Origin of the sequence: Staphylococcus piscifermentans (assembly GCF_900186985.1) — a bacterium.
In the GTDB taxonomy this organism is placed as follows: domain Bacteria; phylum Bacillota; class Bacilli; order Staphylococcales; family Staphylococcaceae; genus Staphylococcus; species Staphylococcus piscifermentans.
The window spans coordinates 485,830-505,006 of sequence record NZ_LT906447.1; the positions used below are offsets into that span (position 1 = coordinate 485,830).

The 19,177-nt window shown below is 39.9% G+C and carries 16 protein-coding genes; 10 read left to right on the plus strand and 6 right to left on the minus strand.

Going from position 1 to position 19,177, the window contains the following annotated elements; translation table 11 throughout:
• Positions 1–169 precede the first annotated feature (169 nt).
• Positions 170–1,060 (minus strand): fructose bisphosphate aldolase, encoded by an 891-nt coding sequence (locus tag CKV71_RS01915; protein ID WP_095103238.1) that lies wholly within the window; start codon positions 1,058–1,060, stop codon positions 170–172.
• Positions 1,061–1,228: 168 nt separating this feature from the next.
• Here CKV71_RS01915 and CKV71_RS01920 point away from each other — a divergent pair, with 168 nt between their 5' ends.
• Positions 1,229–1,936, plus strand: coding sequence for an MOSC domain-containing protein (locus CKV71_RS01920; RefSeq protein WP_095103240.1), 708 nt, complete (start codon positions 1,229–1,231; stop codon positions 1,934–1,936).
• 508 nt (positions 1,937–2,444) lie between these two features.
• Here CKV71_RS01920 and CKV71_RS01925 read toward each other — a convergent pair.
• Together CKV71_RS01925 and fmdA are read right to left on the minus strand one after the other, a co-directional pair.
• Entirely contained in the window at positions 2,445–2,702 is a 258-nt protein-coding gene (locus tag CKV71_RS01925; RefSeq protein WP_095103242.1) for a zinc ribbon domain-containing protein, read from the minus strand.
• Positions 2,702–3,895 carry a formamidase gene (gene fmdA / locus CKV71_RS01930; RefSeq protein WP_095103246.1) on the minus strand — a complete coding sequence of 398 codons (1,194 nt, stop codon included), beginning with the start codon at positions 3,893–3,895 and terminating at the stop codon, positions 2,702–2,704. The genes CKV71_RS01925 and fmdA overlap by 1 nt, the downstream gene beginning before the upstream one ends.
• 193 nt (positions 3,896–4,088) lie before the next feature.
• On the opposite strand from fmdA, the gene CKV71_RS01935 reads away from it, so the two are divergent.
• From CKV71_RS01935 to CKV71_RS01965, 7 genes are all read left to right on the plus strand, one after another.
• Entirely contained in the window at positions 4,089–4,442 is a 354-nt protein-coding gene (locus CKV71_RS01935) for a DoxX family protein (protein WP_331712166.1), read from the plus strand.
• Between the two features lie 379 nt (positions 4,443–4,821).
• Positions 4,822–7,479 (plus strand): bifunctional acetaldehyde-CoA/alcohol dehydrogenase, encoded by a 2,658-nt coding sequence (adhE, locus tag CKV71_RS01940; RefSeq protein ID WP_095103250.1) that lies wholly within the window; start codon positions 4,822–4,824, stop codon positions 7,477–7,479.
• 628 nt (positions 7,480–8,107) lie between these two features.
• Positions 8,108–9,160: a MupG family TIM beta-alpha barrel fold protein gene (locus tag CKV71_RS01945; RefSeq protein ID WP_095103255.1), complete on the plus strand. Its 1,053-nt coding sequence runs from the start codon at positions 8,108–8,110 to the stop codon at positions 9,158–9,160.
• A gap of 1 nt (position 9,161) precedes the next feature.
• Positions 9,162–10,046 carry an N-acetylmuramic acid 6-phosphate etherase gene (gene murQ, locus CKV71_RS01950; RefSeq protein ID WP_095103259.1) on the plus strand — a complete coding sequence of 295 codons (885 nt, stop codon included), beginning with the start codon at positions 9,162–9,164 and terminating at the stop codon, positions 10,044–10,046.
• Positions 10,047–10,061: 15 nt separating this feature from the next.
• A complete protein-coding gene (locus CKV71_RS01955) occupies positions 10,062–11,528 on the plus strand; it encodes a PTS transporter subunit EIIC (protein ID WP_095103261.1) in 1,467 nt (488 codons plus the stop codon).
• 12 nt (positions 11,529–11,540) lie between these two features.
• Positions 11,541–12,404: a MurR/RpiR family transcriptional regulator gene (locus CKV71_RS01960; protein ID WP_095103263.1), complete on the plus strand. Its 864-nt coding sequence runs from the start codon at positions 11,541–11,543 to the stop codon at positions 12,402–12,404.
• Positions 12,405–12,435: 31 nt separating this feature from the next.
• Positions 12,436–13,290: an alpha/beta hydrolase gene (locus tag CKV71_RS01965; protein WP_170168041.1), complete on the plus strand. Its 855-nt coding sequence runs from the start codon at positions 12,436–12,438 to the stop codon at positions 13,288–13,290.
• Between the two features lie 532 nt (positions 13,291–13,822).
• Here the strand turns inward: CKV71_RS01965 and CKV71_RS01970 are convergent.
• Entirely contained in the window at positions 13,823–14,854 is a 1,032-nt protein-coding gene (locus CKV71_RS01970) for an NAD-dependent formate dehydrogenase (RefSeq protein ID WP_095103265.1), read from the minus strand.
• Between the two features lie 767 nt (positions 14,855–15,621).
• Here CKV71_RS01970 and CKV71_RS01975 point away from each other — a divergent pair.
• Positions 15,622–15,807, plus strand: a complete 186-nt coding sequence (locus CKV71_RS01975; protein ID WP_095103267.1) for a hypothetical protein — start codon at positions 15,622–15,624, stop codon at positions 15,805–15,807.
• Positions 15,808–15,848: 41 nt separating this feature from the next.
• On the opposite strand, the gene CKV71_RS01980 is transcribed toward CKV71_RS01975, so the two are convergent.
• Positions 15,849–16,982 carry a 5,10-methylene-tetrahydrofolate dehydrogenase gene (locus CKV71_RS01980; protein WP_095103269.1) on the minus strand — a complete coding sequence of 378 codons (1,134 nt, stop codon included), beginning with the start codon at positions 16,980–16,982 and terminating at the stop codon, positions 15,849–15,851.
• 3 nt (positions 16,983–16,985) lie between these two features.
• Entirely contained in the window at positions 16,986–18,194 is a 1,209-nt protein-coding gene (locus CKV71_RS01985) for a hypothetical protein (RefSeq protein WP_095103271.1), read from the minus strand.
• Between the two features lie 331 nt (positions 18,195–18,525).
• Between CKV71_RS01985 and CKV71_RS01990 the strand changes: the two genes are divergently transcribed.
• The gene (locus CKV71_RS01990; RefSeq protein WP_095103272.1) at positions 18,526–19,119 is read left to right on the plus strand and encodes a tyrosine-type recombinase/integrase; all 594 of its coding nucleotides are present in this window, start codon (positions 18,526–18,528) and stop codon (positions 19,117–19,119) included.
• The last annotated feature ends 58 nt before the right edge of the window (positions 19,120–19,177 follow it).

Genomic DNA, 19,177 nt, shown 5'->3' on the forward strand with positions numbered 1-19,177 from the left:
ATTATAACACTAGTTAGCGAAGAAATACAAGGCTTCACAACTCGAAGATTATTTAAATATATTTTGATGACATAAGAATTATCTGATATTGCAAGTAATGAAGCATGAAAAATACCCGCATCAAAAAACGAGCCCCGCATAGGAGCTCGCTTAATAACATAACCTTAAATTATGCTTTGTTTACTGAAGCATCGAAGATTGAATCGATTGCTTCTTGTAAACCTTTATTAAATTCTTCATCTGATTGTTTAACGTTCAAGTCAGATACTAATGCACGAGAGAAGCTTGCGATTAATCCGTCATTTTGTTTCAAGATTTTGTTTGCTTCGTCACGGCTGTAACCACCTGATAATGCAACCACACGGATAACTTGTGGATGTTCAATTAATTCACTATAAGCATTCACTTTAGTTGGAATAGTTAATTTCAACATTACATATTGATCTTTTTTCAAGTTATCTAATTCAGCTTTGATTGCTTCAGCTAAGTTAGCTTCGATAGCTTCTTTATCTTTAGCATGGATGTTAACTTCAGGTTCGATAATTGGTACTAAACCAGCTGCGATAATTTCTTTAGCAACTTCAAATTGTTGTTTAACAACTTTTTCAATTGCTTCTTTATTATTTTCTAAGATATTAGAACGCATTTTAGTACCGAAGATACCACGTTCGTTCGCACGATCTAATAATTTGTCTAAATCTGGGATAGGTTTCATTAATTGAACGCCGTCAGTTTCTTCAGCTAACCCTTTGTCGACTTTCAAGAATGGAACGATACCTTTATCTGCTAAATATGCACCAGTGTATTTGCCCTCAACTTCACGGTCCATAGTTTGTTCGAAAAGAATCGCACCTAAGATTTTATCTCCGTTAAATGCAGGTGAAGTAATGATACGAGTACGCATTTCGTGTACTAAGTTGAACATTTCTTCATCGTTAGAGTATTCATTTTCTTCAACGCCGTAATCTTTTAGCGCTTTTGGAGTACTACCACCGCTTTGGTCTAATGCTGCGATAAATCCTTTACCATTTTTAATTTTGTCAAATTGTTCTTGGTTCATTTATTGACACTCCTCTTTCCGCATTTTGCTTTATCTATTTCACACCTCTAGTATGGAAAAAAATTATTGATTTCGCAAATACTTTACATCAAAAAAACTCAAGAAAACGCTTACCTTTAAAAATTCTTCAAAAAGTCGCTATAATAACGTTGAGAGAGGGTGAAATGTGTGAGTAAAATTGATCAATTATTCATAGGGGGCATTCAAAAAATAGGTGAGCCGCACGCTGAAAATCGTCTAGATCAAGAATGGACAACAGCAGCTTTTAAAAAGCCGACCACAAAAGCTGTTTTTTTAACAGAAACTGGTTTAGAAGGCGACGATGTAGGTGATAAGAAGCACCATGGAGGCCCCGAAAAAGCCTTGTATGCGTATAGTAAAAGTCATTATGAAAAGTGGGCAGCTGAATATCCTGCTATCCAGTTTGAAGCTGGATTAAACGGGGAAAATGTTTCGGTCATTGATATGGATGAAACTACCGTTTGTATAGGTGACATTTATCAAGTCAGAGAAGTAATTGTCCAAGTTTCTCAACCTCGCAGACCATGTTGGAAGCCAGGGAGACGCGTACGCTGGATTGAATGGGGCAATCGAATTCAAGCAACAGGACGTACAGGGTGGTATTTCCGAGTATTAAAGGAAGGGAATATTCAACAGCATGATGTTTTCCAATTAATAGAGCGACCGTGTGCAGAGTGGACCATAGCAGAAATGAATGATGTCCTTTATCATCACACCGATAATGCAAAAAAACTGCGTGAGTTGCTTGCAAGCGATTATACGCCGTCTTCCTGGAAAGAGGAAATTACACAAATTTTAAATGGGGAAACGGTAGATCATACGAGACGATTATATGTTCCGAATATTGAGTTTTAAGACAAAAGGAAAGACTTACGCCGGGCAAGCGTAAGTCTTCTAAATCACACACTCATGAGATCTTACCACAAAGAAGGGGTAGGAAATCTGTGGCACATCTTCACATGAGCGATATTACTAATGTTCGCCAAAGGAATAGGATTGCCTAATCATTTAGTGTTTTTGCACTCTTTACATCTTCAATAGTGTGGGTTTTAATTAAGTGCAATTTAGTTTAATATTTATGAAAATAGGTTGAATATCGCATTGCCAGATTGAGGAGGGTAATCTCAATCTAGTCTTTTTATTAATTTACTTGTTCTATAGGGCTGATAAGAACGAAGTAAACAGAGAATTCAGTTCACAGAGTAGGGGTGGGACGATAATATTATTTCTGACCCATCCCTTCAAGGACATCCAACGAATAACTAGGGCAAGAATATTCGTTGGTATTTTTTCAGTTACACATGGGTTTTAGAGGTGAGAACATGGATGAAATGCGCAACTTTGACAGACGGGCTTTCAGCATTTATACCATCCATGGTCTCTGATTTGTTTTTTGCTTTTGTTGAAGCGGAAGATTTTCTCGCTTCACTACTTTCGGCTCAGCTCCAGACTCTATTTTCTTTTTCAACTTAGAATCGAGTTGATAGGTGTGAAAAGGGACAAACACTCGATTAGAAGTTGTACTGCAGTTCGGGCAAACTGCCGAGTCGTGGTCTGCGTTCATGGATTGATTCAACGTAAATTCCCCGTGGTTTGGACATGCGTATGTGTAGTTTGGCATTACTCATCTGGCTCCAAACTTGGCACGATATCATCGTTAAATATTTCACGTGGGATTGCAATTGTACAACAAGCGTTAGGAACGTCTACAATTCCGGCAACAGTACCTTGTACAGGAGCTGTGCCTAATAACATGTACGCTTGTTCCCCAGTAAAACCACGTGTCTTTAAGAATTCAATTGCGTTCAAACAAGCATTGCGATAGGCAGTATTCGCATCTAAATATTGCTGTTTACCGCTGAATTCATCAACTGAAATACCTTCAAATACAATATAATCTGTATAATTCGGCATTACTGGACCAGGTTTGAAAGCAGGGTTTTGTTTAATTTGATATTTTTCCATGCCATTTTTAATCACGTTGACACGTAAATCAATCCATCCGGGCATTTCAATACCGCCACAGAAAGTAATCTCGCCATCGCCTTGTGAAAAATGCAAGTCACCGACAGATAATTTCGCACCATCTACAAATACAGGGAAATAAATTCGGGACCCTTTCGACAAGTTCTTAATATCGCAATTACCGCCGTTCTCTCTAGGTGGAACGGTTCTCGCACCTTCTTTAGCGACACGATCAAAGTCTTTGCCTTTTAAAGAACCAAGCACTACCGCATCTTCTTCCGGTAAATTGGCTAATACAGGTTCACGATTCGGGTCAGTATCGACTAAAGCTTGTTCGCGACGATTCCATTCATCCAACATTTCTTGCGAAGGAGCGACTCCGATTAAACCTGGATGAATTAATCCTACGAACTCGACGCCAGGTACATGACGGCTCGTCGCGTAGATACCATTGAAATCCCAAATAGATTTCTGAGCATCAGGATAATGGTCAACTAAGAAACTGCCGCCATTTGTTTTATCAAAGATACCGTTGAATCCCCATTCATGTTCAGGAAAAGCTCCAATATCTAAGATATCTACCACTAATAAGTCGCCGGGTTCAACACCATTGACATGAACTGGACCGCTTAATACATGAACACGGTTCAAATTCACATATTTAATATCACTTGGATCGTCATTGTTGCCGACTTGACCATCTGTCCAGTCTAAACATTCCATACGGAAAGACTCTCCTGGGTCTACTGAAAAGACTGCTGGAATATCTGGATGCCACCGATTATGTCCAGGATGAGCCTGTTGATCCATTTTTTTATTCAAATCTACACTAAATAATTTCTTAGGCATTCGCCTACCCCCTTGTCGAAATAAATTTGTGACTGAAAAGAATTCTGCCGTACTAGAAGTTTTATTCCTCAAAAAGTTACTTATTAAACCAAATATTCAGAAATTTTTGTAAATATTTTTAAGAAACCGTAAATTGATATGTAGATAAAACTAAGATCGATGTGGTATTAATAGAAGAGAGGAGGGATTTCCAGTGAAGAAAATTCTAAGATTTTTAATCGGCGGCCTATTCGGCACAGCAGGTGTCATGCACTTTGTGGCACCGGACGGCTTTACAAATATCGTGCCTAAATATTTACCGCTGCGCAAAACAGCAGTTTACGTTACAGGCGTGTTCGAAATCATTTTCGGCATACTGCTATTTTGGAAACGACCATGCAAATGGACTAAACGCGCCATCAACGCATTCCTGCTAGCAGTCTTTCCAGCCAATATCTACATGGCACGCAAAAAATTACCACTAGGCGATCAAGAAGTTCCGAAATGGGGACTTTACGGCAGATTGCCATTACAATTCGTACTTATGTGGATTGTGAAAAAACTATAAATTTATATTGTGAAACCTGATTCTCTAGATAGACAGAATCAGGTTTTCTTTTTAAATAATTCCATCAAAATAAGAATAGCTTTCTATGTAAGCCTCAAAAAATTTATGCTCATACTTCAATATTTCTGCTAGGAATTGAAAACATTTCCATTGCTTTAGTTAAGCCTCTCGTCAATTCCCACTCGTTAAGTCGCTGTTCATAAAGTTGTAAAAGTTTGATCTGATTGTTCTAGAAATGAGTTTACAAGATCTGGAAAAAGATATATTCTATTTGTGAATTAATTCACAAACTTAAATGTATAAACTTAGCAGTGTCAGCAAAGGCTTAAAGAAGTTATTTTCGAAACTAGTGTAATTGTTTCATGAGGAGGAATGGATGATGACAACATCAGCCGAACAATCGAAGAAAGTATCAGTTCAACCAGCAGAAAGTAAAACGTCTAAAGCAAAGCCGGAAGTTAATAATATTGAAGAAACTATTAACCGCTTAGCTGATAATGGCTTGCAAGCACTTCATGATTTAGCAGCCTTACCTCAAGAGAAGATAGATCACATTGTCCATTGTATGGCGATGGCCGCTGTCGATAAGCATATGGAACTTGCTAAAATGGCATGTGAAGAAACAGGACGAGGTATTTACGAAGATAAAGCGATTAAGAACTTGTATGCTTCTGAATATATTTGGAATGCTACAAAATATGATAAAACTATTGGAGTTATCGGAGAAGATGAGCAACGTGGTCTGACATTCGTCGGATCTCCAGTCGGGGTGATTTGCGGAGTAACGCCTACAACGAATCCGACTTCTACTACTATTTTCAAATCTATCATTGCTATTAAAACTGGAAACCCGATTATCTTTGCTTTTCATCCAAGTGCACAACAATCCTCAGTCGCTGCAGCGCAAGTAGTATATGATGCAGCTGTTAAAGCAGGCGCTCCAAAAAATATTATTCAATGGATTGATCAGCCTTCTTTAGAAGCAACGAAGTTATTAATGAATCATGAGAAAGTAGCTTTAGTGCTTGCTACAGGTGGTGCAGGAATGGTCAAGTCTGCATATTCAACAGGTAAACCAGCATTGGGCGTAGGTCCCGGGAATGTGCCTGCTTATATTGAAAAAACTGCGAAAATCAAACGTGCTGTCAACGACGTGATTGTATCGAAAACCTTTGATAATGGCATGATATGTGCTTCTGAACAAGGGGTCATCGTGGATAAAGAAATTTATGATGACGTAAAAAAAGAATTCCAAGCACATCAATGTTATTTTGTGACAAAAGAAGAATTACCAAAATTAGAAGGTATCGTTATGCGTGAAGATCGCTGTGCAGTAAACGCAGATATCGTCGGCAAGTCAGCTGAAACGATTGCAGCTTCTGTTGGTCTTAATGTACCAAAAGGAACGAAAATTTTAATTGCAGAATTAGAAGGAGTTGGCCCTGATTATCCGCTTTCTCGAGAAAAATTATCGCCCGTACTTGCAATGGTCAAAGCAGATAACCATAAAGATGGATTTGAACTTTGTGAAGGTATGCTAGAGTTGGGTGGTCTCGGCCATACCGCTGTGATTCATTCACAAGATAAAGAGGTACAAGAAAAATACGCTTTTCGTATGAATGCTTGTCGTGTGCTTGTAAACTCTCCTTCGGCACAAGGGGGAATCGGAAATCTCTATAATGAAATGATTCCTTCGTTAACGCTTGGCTGCGGATCTTACGGTCATAACTCTGTATCACATAACGTAACTGCAGTAGATTTGATTAACGTGAAAACAATTGCTAAAAGGAGAGATAATATGCAATGGTTTAAATTGCCGGCTAAAGTCTTCTTCGAAAAAAATTCATTGCTATATTTAGAACATATGAAAGAAGTAGAACGTGTCATGATTGTAACTGACCCTGGTATGGTTGATTTAGGCTATGTACGTCGCATCCAAGATGTGTTGTCACGTCGTCAAAATACTGTAGATGTCAAAGTCTTCAGCCAGGTGGAACCAAATCCTTCTACGAATACAGTTTACAAAGGCTTAGACATGATGAACGAATTCCAACCTGATACAATTATCGCGTTAGGTGGAGGTTCTGCAATGGACGCTGCCAAAGGTATGTGGGTCTTCTATGAGCATCCAGATCTCTCATTCTTCGGTGCTAAACAAAAATTCTTAGATATTCGCAAACGTGCTTATCGTATTGCACCAGCTAAAAAAGCTAAATTAGTCTGCATCCCGACAACTTCAGGAACAGGTTCAGAAGTGACACCATTTGCGGTTATTACAGATAGCGAAACACACGTGAAATATCCATTAGCTGATTATGCATTAACACCAGATGTTGCCATTATTGATCCGCAATTTGTATTAACTGTTCCACGCAGTGTGACTGCTGATACAGGAATGGATGTGTTGACACATGCTATTGAATCTTATGTTTCTGTAATGGCATCTGATTATACTCGCGGTTTGAGCCTGCAAGCTATTCGTTTAATATTTGATTACTTGCAAGCATCTGCGGATACAGCTGACCCAGTTGCACGCGAAAAAGTGCATAATGCCTCTACACTTGCCGGAATGGCCTTTGCAAATGCGTTCTTAGGGGTGAGCCATTCAATTGCACATAAAATCGGAGGAGAATATAATATCCCGCACGGACGTACTAATGCAATTCTATTACCGCACGTCATTCGTTATAATGCTAAGGATCCGTCTAAACATGCTATATTCCCTAAATACGATTATTTCAGAGCAGATACAGACTATGCGGATATTGCTAGATTCCTCGGGTTACCGGGCAATACAACAGAAGAGCTTGTAGAATCTTTAGCAGACGCTGTCTATGAACTTGGACGCAGCTTAGGTATACAAATGAACTTGAAAGCACAAGGCGTTACACAAGAAGTGCTCGATAGTACAGTAGACCGTATGGCGGAATTAGCTTATGAAGATCAATGTACAACAGCCAATCCTAAAGAACCATTAATCAGTGAATTGAAAGATATTATTATCACAGCTTACGATTATGAAAAATTGCAATCTTAAATAAATTATAGAAATTTTAGCAGGGAGCGGGACATTATTTTGTCCCAAACCCTGCTTTTTTCTATTTAATAAAGTTGAAAAAGAAAAGGATTGCCAAAAGTGTATAGGCGGAGGATTGGTGCCTATACATATACGTCCCAAACTGTATAGGCGGAGGATTGGCGCCTATACACTAATGCCTCAAACTGTATAGGCGGAGGATTGGCGCCTATACACATACGCCTCAAACTGTATAGGCGGAGGATTGGTGCCTATACACATACGTCCCAAACTGTATAGGCGGAGGATTGGTGCCTATACACTAATGCCTCAAACTGTATAGGCGGATGGTTGGCGCCTATACATATACGTCCCAAACTGTATAGGCGGTGAACTGACCCCCAAAAGTTGAACCCAAAAATTCAATTTTTGGGGGATTTACTGCAAATATATCCCAAACCAGCTTTTTTAGCGTACCTGACATCAGTACCTTTACTGAAACAAAATTTCAATATTTAACAATATTATGAACGCATATTGTAATGTTATTTCACTTATGCAATAATGAAAGCGATTACACAAAAGCAACTCTATCTTTTTTGGGTAAAGTGAAGAATAGAAATTATTCTTTTTAGATGAGGTGGATAATATGCAATTAGGTTTTTCAGTGTATTTAGGTGAAGAGTTCGACGAAACGTATATCGAAACAATGTTAAACAAAGGATTCCGCTATATTTTCACATCTTTGCAGATACCAGAAGAGGATCAGACCCAATATTTAAAACGTTTGGAGCAGCTTTCAGTATTGAATCAAGCACGTGCAGAAGTCATTGCGGATATGAATCGTGCCACATTTGAGCAATTGGGATTATCGCTTGAAGACCCATCAAGTATCAAAGATGCCGGCATCGATATTATTCGATTGGATGAAGCGGTAGACATCGATCAATTGGCAGATTACGTAGAGGATGAGCATCCTATCATGTTGAACGCGAGTACAGATGCATTTCCAATATTACGCGAATTAAATGACCGCGGTATTTCTCAAGAGAATATTTACGTAGCGCATAATTATTACCCGCGTCCTAACACTGGATTGGATACAGCATTTTTTAAACACATCAATGAAAGATTAAAGGGCGCTTATCCAGAATTACAAATTATGGCATTTGTACCTGGTACAACGTTCCGTGGTCCGATTCATCGCGGATTGCCGACATTAGAGGCACATCGTTATGCACATCCGCTTGCTTCAGCCTATGAATTAGAAATGATGCTTACGGACGTGGTATGTATTGGTGATATTAAAATTAATGATTTCATGATTGATCAATTTTTCCATTATGCTACTGAAGATACAGTATGGTTGCGCACAGATTTGAGCGAGGACAGCTCATTTTTACAAACTTATACTAACCGACCAGATGTCGCGCGTGATGTCGTGCGGGCTCAAGAATCACGCACAACTTTTAAAGATCAAGTGGAACCGGCAAATGCAGTAGAACGTCCGCGCGGTTCAGTAACGTTGGACAACAATTTATATGGCCGCTACATGAATGAATTAGAAATTACGCGACGTGACTTGTCCGCGGATGCAGCAGTCAATGTATTAGGGCATGTGATAGAAGATGATTTAGATTGTATTCAATTAATTCAATCAGGTACTGCTTTCAAACTTTTTAACCAGAAAGGGGATGAGTAACATGGATATTAGGAAATTGACGACCGAGCAACGCAATGAGAAGACGATGCACTTGGATGAACTAAGTACAGAAGAATTTGTGTCTGTAATGAATGAAGAAGATCGGCGCGTCCCACAGGCTATTGAAAAAGAAAAGCAAGTGATTGCACAAGTGATTGATAAAGTCATTGCAGCCTTTAAAAAGGGCGGCCGACTCTTCTATATCGGCGCAGGTACCAGTGGTCGATTAGGCGTCTTAGATGCTGCAGAATGTGTGCCGACTTTCGGAGTATCGCGTGATGAAGTTATCGGATTGATTGCCGGTGGTTCGAAAGCGATGACTGAAGCGATTGAAGGCGCAGAAGATAACTCTAAAATTGCTGAGGAAGACCTTAAAGAGCATATTCTCACAGCTGATGATGTCGTAGTCGGCCTGGCTGCCAGCGGGCGTACACCTTATGTCATCGGTGGTTTAAAGTACGCACAATCCGTCGGCGCCACTACCGCTGCAATCGCCTGTGTGAAAGGTTCGCAAATCGGCAAGTTAGCTGATTATGCCATTGAAGTCGAGGTCGGACCTGAAATCTTAACAGGCTCCACAAGGCTGAAATCAGGCACTGCGCAAAAATTAATCCTCAACATGATTTCTACCGGTGCCATGGTCGGTATCGGAAAGGTTTATGAAAATCTGATGGTCGATGTTAAGCCGACCAACAACAAATTAAGACAACGTGCATTAAATATGATTGCAGAAATTGTAGAAGTATCTGAAGCGGAAAGCGAACAACTTTTCCGTCACGCACGCGGCAATGTGAAAGCTGCTATCGTGATGGGATTACACAATATTTCATTTTCAGAAGCGACTCAAAGATTAGAAAAGGCAGATGGTTTTATTAGAAATACATAAGGAGCGTGAGACATCATGTCAAAAGAAGAGAAAATTGCCCAGGAAATATTAGACAACGTGGGCGGAAAAGCAAATTTAGAACGTGTCATTCATTGTATGACCAGAGTACGTATGGATATCATCGATTATTCCAAAGTGAATATTGCAGGGTTGAAAGCAATCGATGGTGTCATGGGTGTTGTAGAAGATGAGTCCCTACAAGTTATCGTAGGACCAGGTACCGTCAATAAAGTAGCGAATGCTATGAGTGATATAATCGGCGTACCTCTAGGCGAGCGTATTACACATCACTCATCGGATGCGCACACTTCTGACGGACCTCAATCTGACAAAGAACGTGTGGAACAAGAAGCTCAACTGTTCAAAACTCAGATGAACCAGAAAAAGAAAAACTCTAAGTGGCGTAAAGTATTGCGTACGATTGCCAATATCTTTGTACCCTTAATTCCGGCATTCGTTGGAGCCGGATTAATCGGGGGTATTAGTGCCGTACTATCCAACTTGCTCGTCGCCGGAACAATTGACGGTTCATTTTGGAAAGAACTCGTCATGGTCTTTGATGTCATTAAAAACGGAATCTTTGCCTATCTGGCTATTTATGTAGGGATTAACTCTGCTAAAGAATTCGGCGCTACACCTGGACTCGGCGGGGTTATTGGGGGTGCCACATTGCTAACAGGTATCACACCTGATAAACCGCTTCACAACATCTTCAATGGCGATGCCCTCGCAGCAGGACAAGGCGGTGTCATCGGTGTTATTTTTGCAGTTTGGATTCTAGCTATGATTGAAAAACGCTTGCACAAAATAGTACCGAACTCCATTGATATTATTGTGACACCAACCATTACGCTCTTAATCATGGGACTAGCGACCATCTTTCTCATCATGCCCGTCGCAGGTGTCGTATCAGAAGGCATCTTAGCGGTAATTAAATGGGTATTAGACATCGGCGGTCCATTCAGTGGATTTGTTTTAGGTGCGACATTCTTGCCGCTCGTAATGTTCGGTTTGCATCAAGTACTTACACCGATTCATATCGAGATGATCAACCAAGATCATGCCACATTCCTATTACCAGTATTAGCGATGGCAGGTGCTGGACAAGTCGGCGCAGCACTAGCACTATGGGTAAAATGTCGTAAGAACCAGAAAATCATCTGTCTCTTAAAAGGTGCATTGCCAGCCGGTATTCTAGGCATCGGCGAACCCTTGATCTACGGGGTAACCTTACCACTCGGCCGTCCATTCATTACTGCATGTATCGGCGGAGGTATCGGAGGCGCTGTCATCGGAGGCATCGGTCACATCGGTGCAGTAGCTATCGGACCAAGCGGTGTCTCACTCATTCCGCTGATTTACGACAACATGTACCTGGGCTACATCGCAGGATTGCTCGCAGCTTATGCCGGCGGATTTATAGCGACCTACTTTTTCGGAACAACCAAAGACATGACTGCACCCCAAGAAATAGAAGAGTAAGAAGGGAGAACTATGGAAACCGAACACCTTCAAATCTATATACGCGAACAACTGAAACACCTCACCAAGAACGAACAACAAGTCGCACACTACTTGCTCGAACATCCAGACAACGTCATTAAGATGAACGCCAAAGCACTCGGCCAAGCTACAAACACCAGCTCAGCCACCATCATTCGGTGCGCCCATAAACTCGGCTTCAAAGGACTCGTCGACCTGAAACTGTCACTTTCCAGAAACATGCCGCATCACGAGCCCAACACCTACAAAGAAATCACCCAAGACGAACCGCCGAGCGAAATTAAACACAAATTATTATCACGCGCCGCCTATACTTTAGAAACCACTGAAACCCTTCTAGGAGAAAAAGAACTGGAAGAGTTGGCCGGCAAATTATATGCAATTCGAAAGCTAGTGGTCTTCGGCGTCGGAGCTAGTCATATCGTTGCAGAGGATATCTATCAGAAATTTACTCGTGCAGGCGTAGAGGTCATACACAGTGCAGATGCGCATGTCGCAGCAACTGCCTTAGCGGGCCATTCACCTGATAGTCCTGTATTAATGCTAGGAATCTCTAATTCGGGTAATAATCAAGAAACGGTGCGTTTAGCACAAGTCGCCCATCATTATGGTGCAGAAGTAGCAGCGATTACCAGCAACAGCGAATCGCAGTTAGCAGATGAAGCGGATATAGTGCTCTTGCACGATGCGAGTTCTGAACAAAGCTTGCGCCTTGCAGCAACGAGTTCTCTCATCGCACAATTGATGACTGTAGATATATTATTCTATACCTATTTATCTAAAGATTACCAAAATCATGTGGCGCATTTGAGTCAAACGAAAGCAGCCGTTGATTTATATAAAGATTTGCAATAATAATTATAAAAAAAGAGAAAGGGGAAATCACATGCATTCACTTGAGACTAATGGCGCTATTGTCCGTTACGAACAATTAGGAGAAGGTCCCTTATTGATTATGATTCCAGGAGCCAGCGGAGTACACGACAGTTATAAAGATGCTGCAGAAACGTTGAAAGCTGATTTTACGGTCATCTTGCCTGATCGCCGAGGTTATGGTTACAGCGAATTGACTGAACCTATGCCCGCTTCAATTAATCAAACGCACAGCACCTTTAAACTGGAGAAAGATACACAAGATGTCATCGCACTCGCACAACATTTAAGTAATAATCCTGTTTATATTATGGGTACAGATACAGGTGCTGTCGTCGGCATGCATCTTTTAGAGCAATCTCCGGAATTAATCGCCGGTGCAGCGCTGCATGAACCTTTGAATGCTACTGTTTTCTCGAATCGCTCAGATTTAGAAAAAGAAACCACAAAAATCTCTGAAGCAGCCGAAATTGAGGGCATTCCTGCAGCCATGCGCATCTTCGAACATGTCATGCAGCCTTCGCAGTTAGATATGGAAGTCTTAGTAGAAAATACCATCGCACCATGCGCGGTATGTTCACCAGATACCATGGAATCGAACAGTGCTGAATCTACGAAAATCTGGATGCAATATGAATTGCGTCAATACATGGATTACCTAGTGAATTTAGAAACTTTACGCCAATCAGCCGATAAAATTTTTTGGCTGCAAGGCACAAAGTCTAAAGGCTCCTTAGCTTATCAAGCCTCACATTTATTTGCGAGAGAGATGGATCGACAAGCGATAGAAGCGGCAGGCGGTCATTTCGGTTATGTACAAGAACCAGAAGCATTTGCACAAAACTTAATTAAAATATTGAAAAAGTAGACAGATATTGTATAGAGTTGGGACTTCTGGTGGGGTCTCGACTCTTTTTTGGTAGATATTCGGTGTGTTTAACATATTTGGACATTGTTTTGTAAAAAGCGGGCAAATTAGTATGAAAATTTGTGGGTGAGCGAGGGGGAAGGGGGCAAAGTGTATAAGCTGGAGAGTCGCGCCTATACACTTTAGCCCTGAACTGTATAAGCAGAGGGGTCGTGCCTATACACTTTGGCCCTAAACTGTATAAGCAGAGGGGTCGTGCCTATACACTTTGGCCCTAAACTGTATAAGCAGAGGAGTCGCGCCTATACACTTTAGCCCTGAACTGTATAAGCAGAGGGGTCGTGCCTATACACTTTGGCCTTGAACTGTATAAGCAGAGGAGTCGCGCCTATACACTTCCCCCGCACCCCACATAAAAAAACCGCCATCCAGTTTTAACACCAGATAGCGGTCTTGAGATAGTTTATTCCATTACATTAAGTTTCTGAAATCAAAGGGGATTTCTTTTTATGACAAAGTCTCTTTAAAGAACTTATTTATCTTTTTTAGTTTGGTAACTTTGACTAGCTACTTTATTATTGTCCACAATTACATAGTCAGAACGTATAGAAGTGCCTTCCATTGCATTAGTCAACATTTCTTCGACACCTTTTTGAATACGTTTTTGTGCTTCTACAGTCATACCTGAATAGTGCACAGTCATGCCTGAATTTTTAAGTGAACGCCAAGGATGATCTTTTGGTGCTGGTTGTGGGAACCAAACGTCGCCACCATATCTGATGTGGCCATCATTAACTGCTTCAGTTACAGCATCTTTATCCACAATTGAACCACGTGCACAGTTTACTAATACTGTACCTTTTTGCATTTTATCGATAACAGATTTATCAAATTTACCTTTTGTATCAGGAGTAAGTGGAGATTGAATAATGATAACATCAGAAGTTTCCACTAATTCATCAAATGGTAGATATTGGATACCCATTTCTTTTTCTACATCTTCTTTGCGGAATGGATCATTATAACGTAAGTCCACACCGAAAGCTTTTAAGCGTTGAGCAGTTAATTGGCCGATACGTCCAAAGCCGAAGATACCAATTTTTTTCTCTTGTAATTCAAATGCGCCAGAACCTACTAATGGTAAGTCCCATTCGCCTTCAATTGCTTGTCTATGGCCTTCTTCATAGTTTCTAAGCAATAATAATGTTTCTAGAACATTTTGTTCAGCAACACTTTCATTGTTACTACCTGTTACTTCTGCAACAACAATACCATGTTCTGCAGCTGCTTCAATATCTACATGGTCAGAACCGATACCAGCTGTAATAGCATATTTAAGATTTTTAGCTTTTTCAATTCTTTCTTTAGTAATATAAGCAGGTAAGAATGGAGAAGAAATTACAACGTCCATATCCTCAACATATTGTTCAACTTCCTCATTGCTTGATACCAAGATAAGTTCGTTGTCAGTACCTTTCAAGAATTCAGGTAAACCTAAAGCTTCTTGTTTAGATAATAATTGAGTAGATTTTGTTGCTTCTGGGAATAATGCTACAATTTTCATTAAAAATCATTCTCCTTTTTAAATGATTATTGGCTGCTGTCTTCTTCTCTGTTTTTGGAAAAAAGTGCGGGCAAACAAAAAACTCCCATCGCGCCACTTTGCACATAAATGTGCAGTGGAGATGGGAGTAGTAATCGGCACGGTCTGTACTTAATACCAATCCGCAGAAAAGAATATATATATGAAGGCAACAGTCAGTTCGCTTTTGCCTTAGTTACGATGGATAGCTCAATAGTTAGAGATTAGCCAACTGCACATTAGTACAGCGTACCAATTTTGAAAAACTATCGAGAAAGTGTTGAGAATGTTTCTCAACTACTTGATGTCTCAATTCTAATACGCATCGTTTTGTTTGTCAAACTTTTGTAACAAACTATTTATTTTTTAGACATATTTGTCGTAATTGTGACAAATGAAATTATAATTAAATGCTGATATGATGCGATTTGTTGGGATGAGATGAGTTGCGAAAAATTTTTATCATAGAAAGAAAAATAAGTTTGAGAGGGCTGATTTTCAGCAGTAATATTTAGGGCAATCGGAAGTTTTTGATTTATATCTTAATATATTCTCTCATACAGTAGCAATTCTCATAATTGCGAGCAGCTAAGCAACTTAATAGAGGGCAGGGTGTCTTCCTTCAGACAACCCGGAGACTTACCGCACTTAGAATAAATTGGTATCCGAAATAGCGTGTGATAGCATATAGATTGAATTATAATAACCGCACTTTTGACTTCGAACTATAGAGAAAGGAAGTCGCCGCTATGAAACGCTATTTTCAGGAAATTGGACAAAAATTATGGTTTAATCTTGTAGCGATTATCTTAGGAATAATTTTATTCGCCATTTACCTAATGTTTAACAAAGATTATTTATGGCTTGGTTTTATATTTGCGATGATAATTATTATTCCAGCTGGATACCGCATATGGAAATATAAGCAACGCTAAAAAATCTTCACTCGACATATAACGAGCGAAGATTTTTTTAATTATTGATCTTTACTTTTTTCTTTACTCAAAGCTTTACGCATTTGCTGACGTGAGCCATACGTACTTTCACGCACGAGTTTCTCATTACGCATACCTGCTCCGATAGCACCTGCTATAGTTGAAATAGAGGCTGCAAACCAGGCAATGAAGATATACAGTGAGAACGGTGCCGCGTGTTTTAATTCGAGTTGTCGTCCTAAGAAGCCGGATGGCAGTAAGATTAATGCTGCAATAATGTAGAGTAGCATTAAGACAATGTAATAAATCAACACGGATGTTCCCAACGTCATCAACGTCGTCATGTTATATAAACGCGTAATCTTACGGTTTTGACTATAACGAGTGGATTCCCATAAGTTATGTGCCAAGATAATCCAAGCAATCATGCCGATAATGGCAAAGAGGGAAAGTACAGTTAATCTTTCTGCTGTAAAAGTATTGCCGAGTTGCCACATCGTTGAGAAAATCATACCTGACGCACCGGTTGTAAATGCAATAGCGATGACACTGTTCATACTTTGCATCAGACGCAGCGGGTTATTGGCGAAAGTCATTCCGCTTAACAAACGTAAATTGCCGCTGATTTTCGAAGCTACAATATACCGGATATGCATGGTATGTGTTTCGTCTGCATAGGTCCGTATTTTTCTTAAGTTAGAAAAAGGAAAGATATTGCGATATTCTTTCTGGCGTTCTTCATCGTCTTTTTCATTGTCATCTTTGGCATGATCACTGAATTGAAGGTTGATCTCATGGATAACAGTGATAATAGTTTTTTCTAAACGTTTGGTGAGAGGACGCCAGCCATATGCCGGAATCGAAATCATACTGGCTCCGTTTTCTTCGTTGATATCTACTGCGATAACTGCCTCATTATCATGAAACAAAGGTAAATCGGTTAAACTGATAATATAATTCCAATTGTAGCGGTCTAAGTAGTCTTCTGTTTTTTGATAGGCTTTATCAGCTTCTTCAGCTGAGCCGGTTAATGCGTTGACTATGACTTCGATTTTCCATTTATATTGAGACGAAATATATTTTGAAAGCAAGTCAGGCAATGCATCTACCATTTTATGCGAGAGTTTATTGGCAATACCAGGCGCAGCCACGATACCTACTACTAACTGTTCCACATTTTAGCCTCCTTTCTGTTCTTTTATATTTTTCTCGGAATCAGAGGAATAATATTTGCTGGATTCCCATTCTTTAGCTTCTCTATAGCGCGCGCGTTGACGATAAGAATAAGTCATATCTCTAATTTTTTCTTCATTTTCAACAGAAGCGCCTAAAGCACCTGCCAAGAAACCGAGAGACGTGATAAACCACGTAAGGTATAAGAATTGTCCCCAAGTTCTTATGCCTTGATTGGAAGTCATCATATTATATAAGTCATTCGGTACGAATAAAGCGACACTGACCATGAGCAGTACAAATAAGATGACATAGCTGAGTGCAATAATAATCAGCAAGGTCATGACAGTGGTAATATTGTAGACCGTCCGATAGGTTCGCGTCGTCAAAGAGGACGGGGGCTCCCATAATCGATGTGCGTACATAATCCATAACGCCATACCGCCGACTGCAAGAATGGTCATCAGTATAAAGCGTAAATTAGAGAATTCGATACTCATCTGCCAAGGTGTAGAGAAAATGGTTAAATACGTAGCTGTGGCAAATGATAGTGAAATAATCTTCTTGAAATTCGGTATCTCTTTCCAAGGTTCATTAGCTCGAGTCATACCGAATAATAAGAAAATCCAACTGATAATTAATGGTTTAAGTATAAAGCGCGTCGTAGTATGAGATTTGGAAGTTTCATCTCCATCTTCTTGTTCTGTCGCTGTCTCCATATCGTTATCTTGCTTTTGGTCTAAAGATGCGGTTTCAGGCTTGATGCGTGTAATCCAAGATAAATTCAATTTATGTTGTTGATTCGCTTCATCATCATGTTGAGAACGATAAATACTTTCAGCAAAATACAGCAAGGATTGTTTTAATTTTTTCCGCAAACCGATCCAACCTAAAGCAGGCAAGGAAATCAGTGCAGTGGCATGTGTTTCATCCAGATTACCGATGATAACACGACGATTTGAGACGATAGGAAGGTCAGTAACCACAATGCCGTAATCCCAGTTATGTTCTTGTTTAACATTCTGGGCTGCATCCAAACTTTTATTTACATCTTCGGCTGAACCGATAAGTGGATCGACGGCCACATGAAAATCCCATTCAGCATCGGTGTTCAGTTCTCGATTTAAAATAGTAGGTAATTCTTCAATTACTTTGTTGGATAAGCGTTCTGGAAATCCGGGAGCAGCGATAATACCCACGTTAAACGTTGTCATTCTGCAACCTCCTTTCTAAAGCTTTCTTTTCAGCAAAAAATTCGTAATTTATAATTTAAATTTAATTTACGAATAAGTCAAATTGCACATGTATTAATTTCCCTGAATGCAGGGTGAAAAAACGCTTGAATCGTCAATAAGGTTTTTTAATAAAAGTAAAATATTGTATGACTTAATTATTGATTTCGCCTTAAGATTGTTTCAGCAATTAAGTTGAAATAAATTTTTTGAAAAATTCGAGCATCATTCTTTAATGTTACTCAAATATGTATTATCATTATTATGTAACATAAAATAACATCTCAATATAATCTGGAAGGGAATGATAATAATGGAATGTGTGGTGCCGATTAAAGATAAAACGCACATCGAAGCGATGTATCAAGTGCTACAGCAGCACAGCCAACGTGACTATTTATTGTTAAGCTTTGCGATACATACGGGAGTGAAATTGAGTACACTGCTTAGTCTGCGTGTTGCAGATGTCGTAGAACATCACCGAAATGAAGCGGATGATCAAACGCTACACACGCTCCATACCCAAGACATTATCCAATCATGGTCAAATCCGCAATTCCCTGAAATTGTAGTACCGCTTCCATCTTCATTGCGTCAAGCTTTGGCTGCGTACATCTCACAAGGAGACTGCACTCTTCAGAGTTTTCTTTTCCAGTCGAGCAGAACGAAGAAGCAGTTGTCGCGTCAGCAGGCGTACCGTATTATTCATCAGGCTGCTGAGGAGGTTGAGCTGGCGCATATTGGTTTGCAGTCGTTGCGCAAGACGTTTGCGTATCATGCTTATCAGGCGGGTACTCCGGTTACGGTGATTCAGAAGTATCTGGGGCATCAGTCGCTGGCTGAAACGATTAAGTTTATGGATGTGCCGGATGTATCGAAGGTGATTGAGATTCATTTGGATATTTAATTTTATGTTGCTGCGTATTTTCATTTGTAGAACTCAATAGATAGAAAGGAGTTTTCCC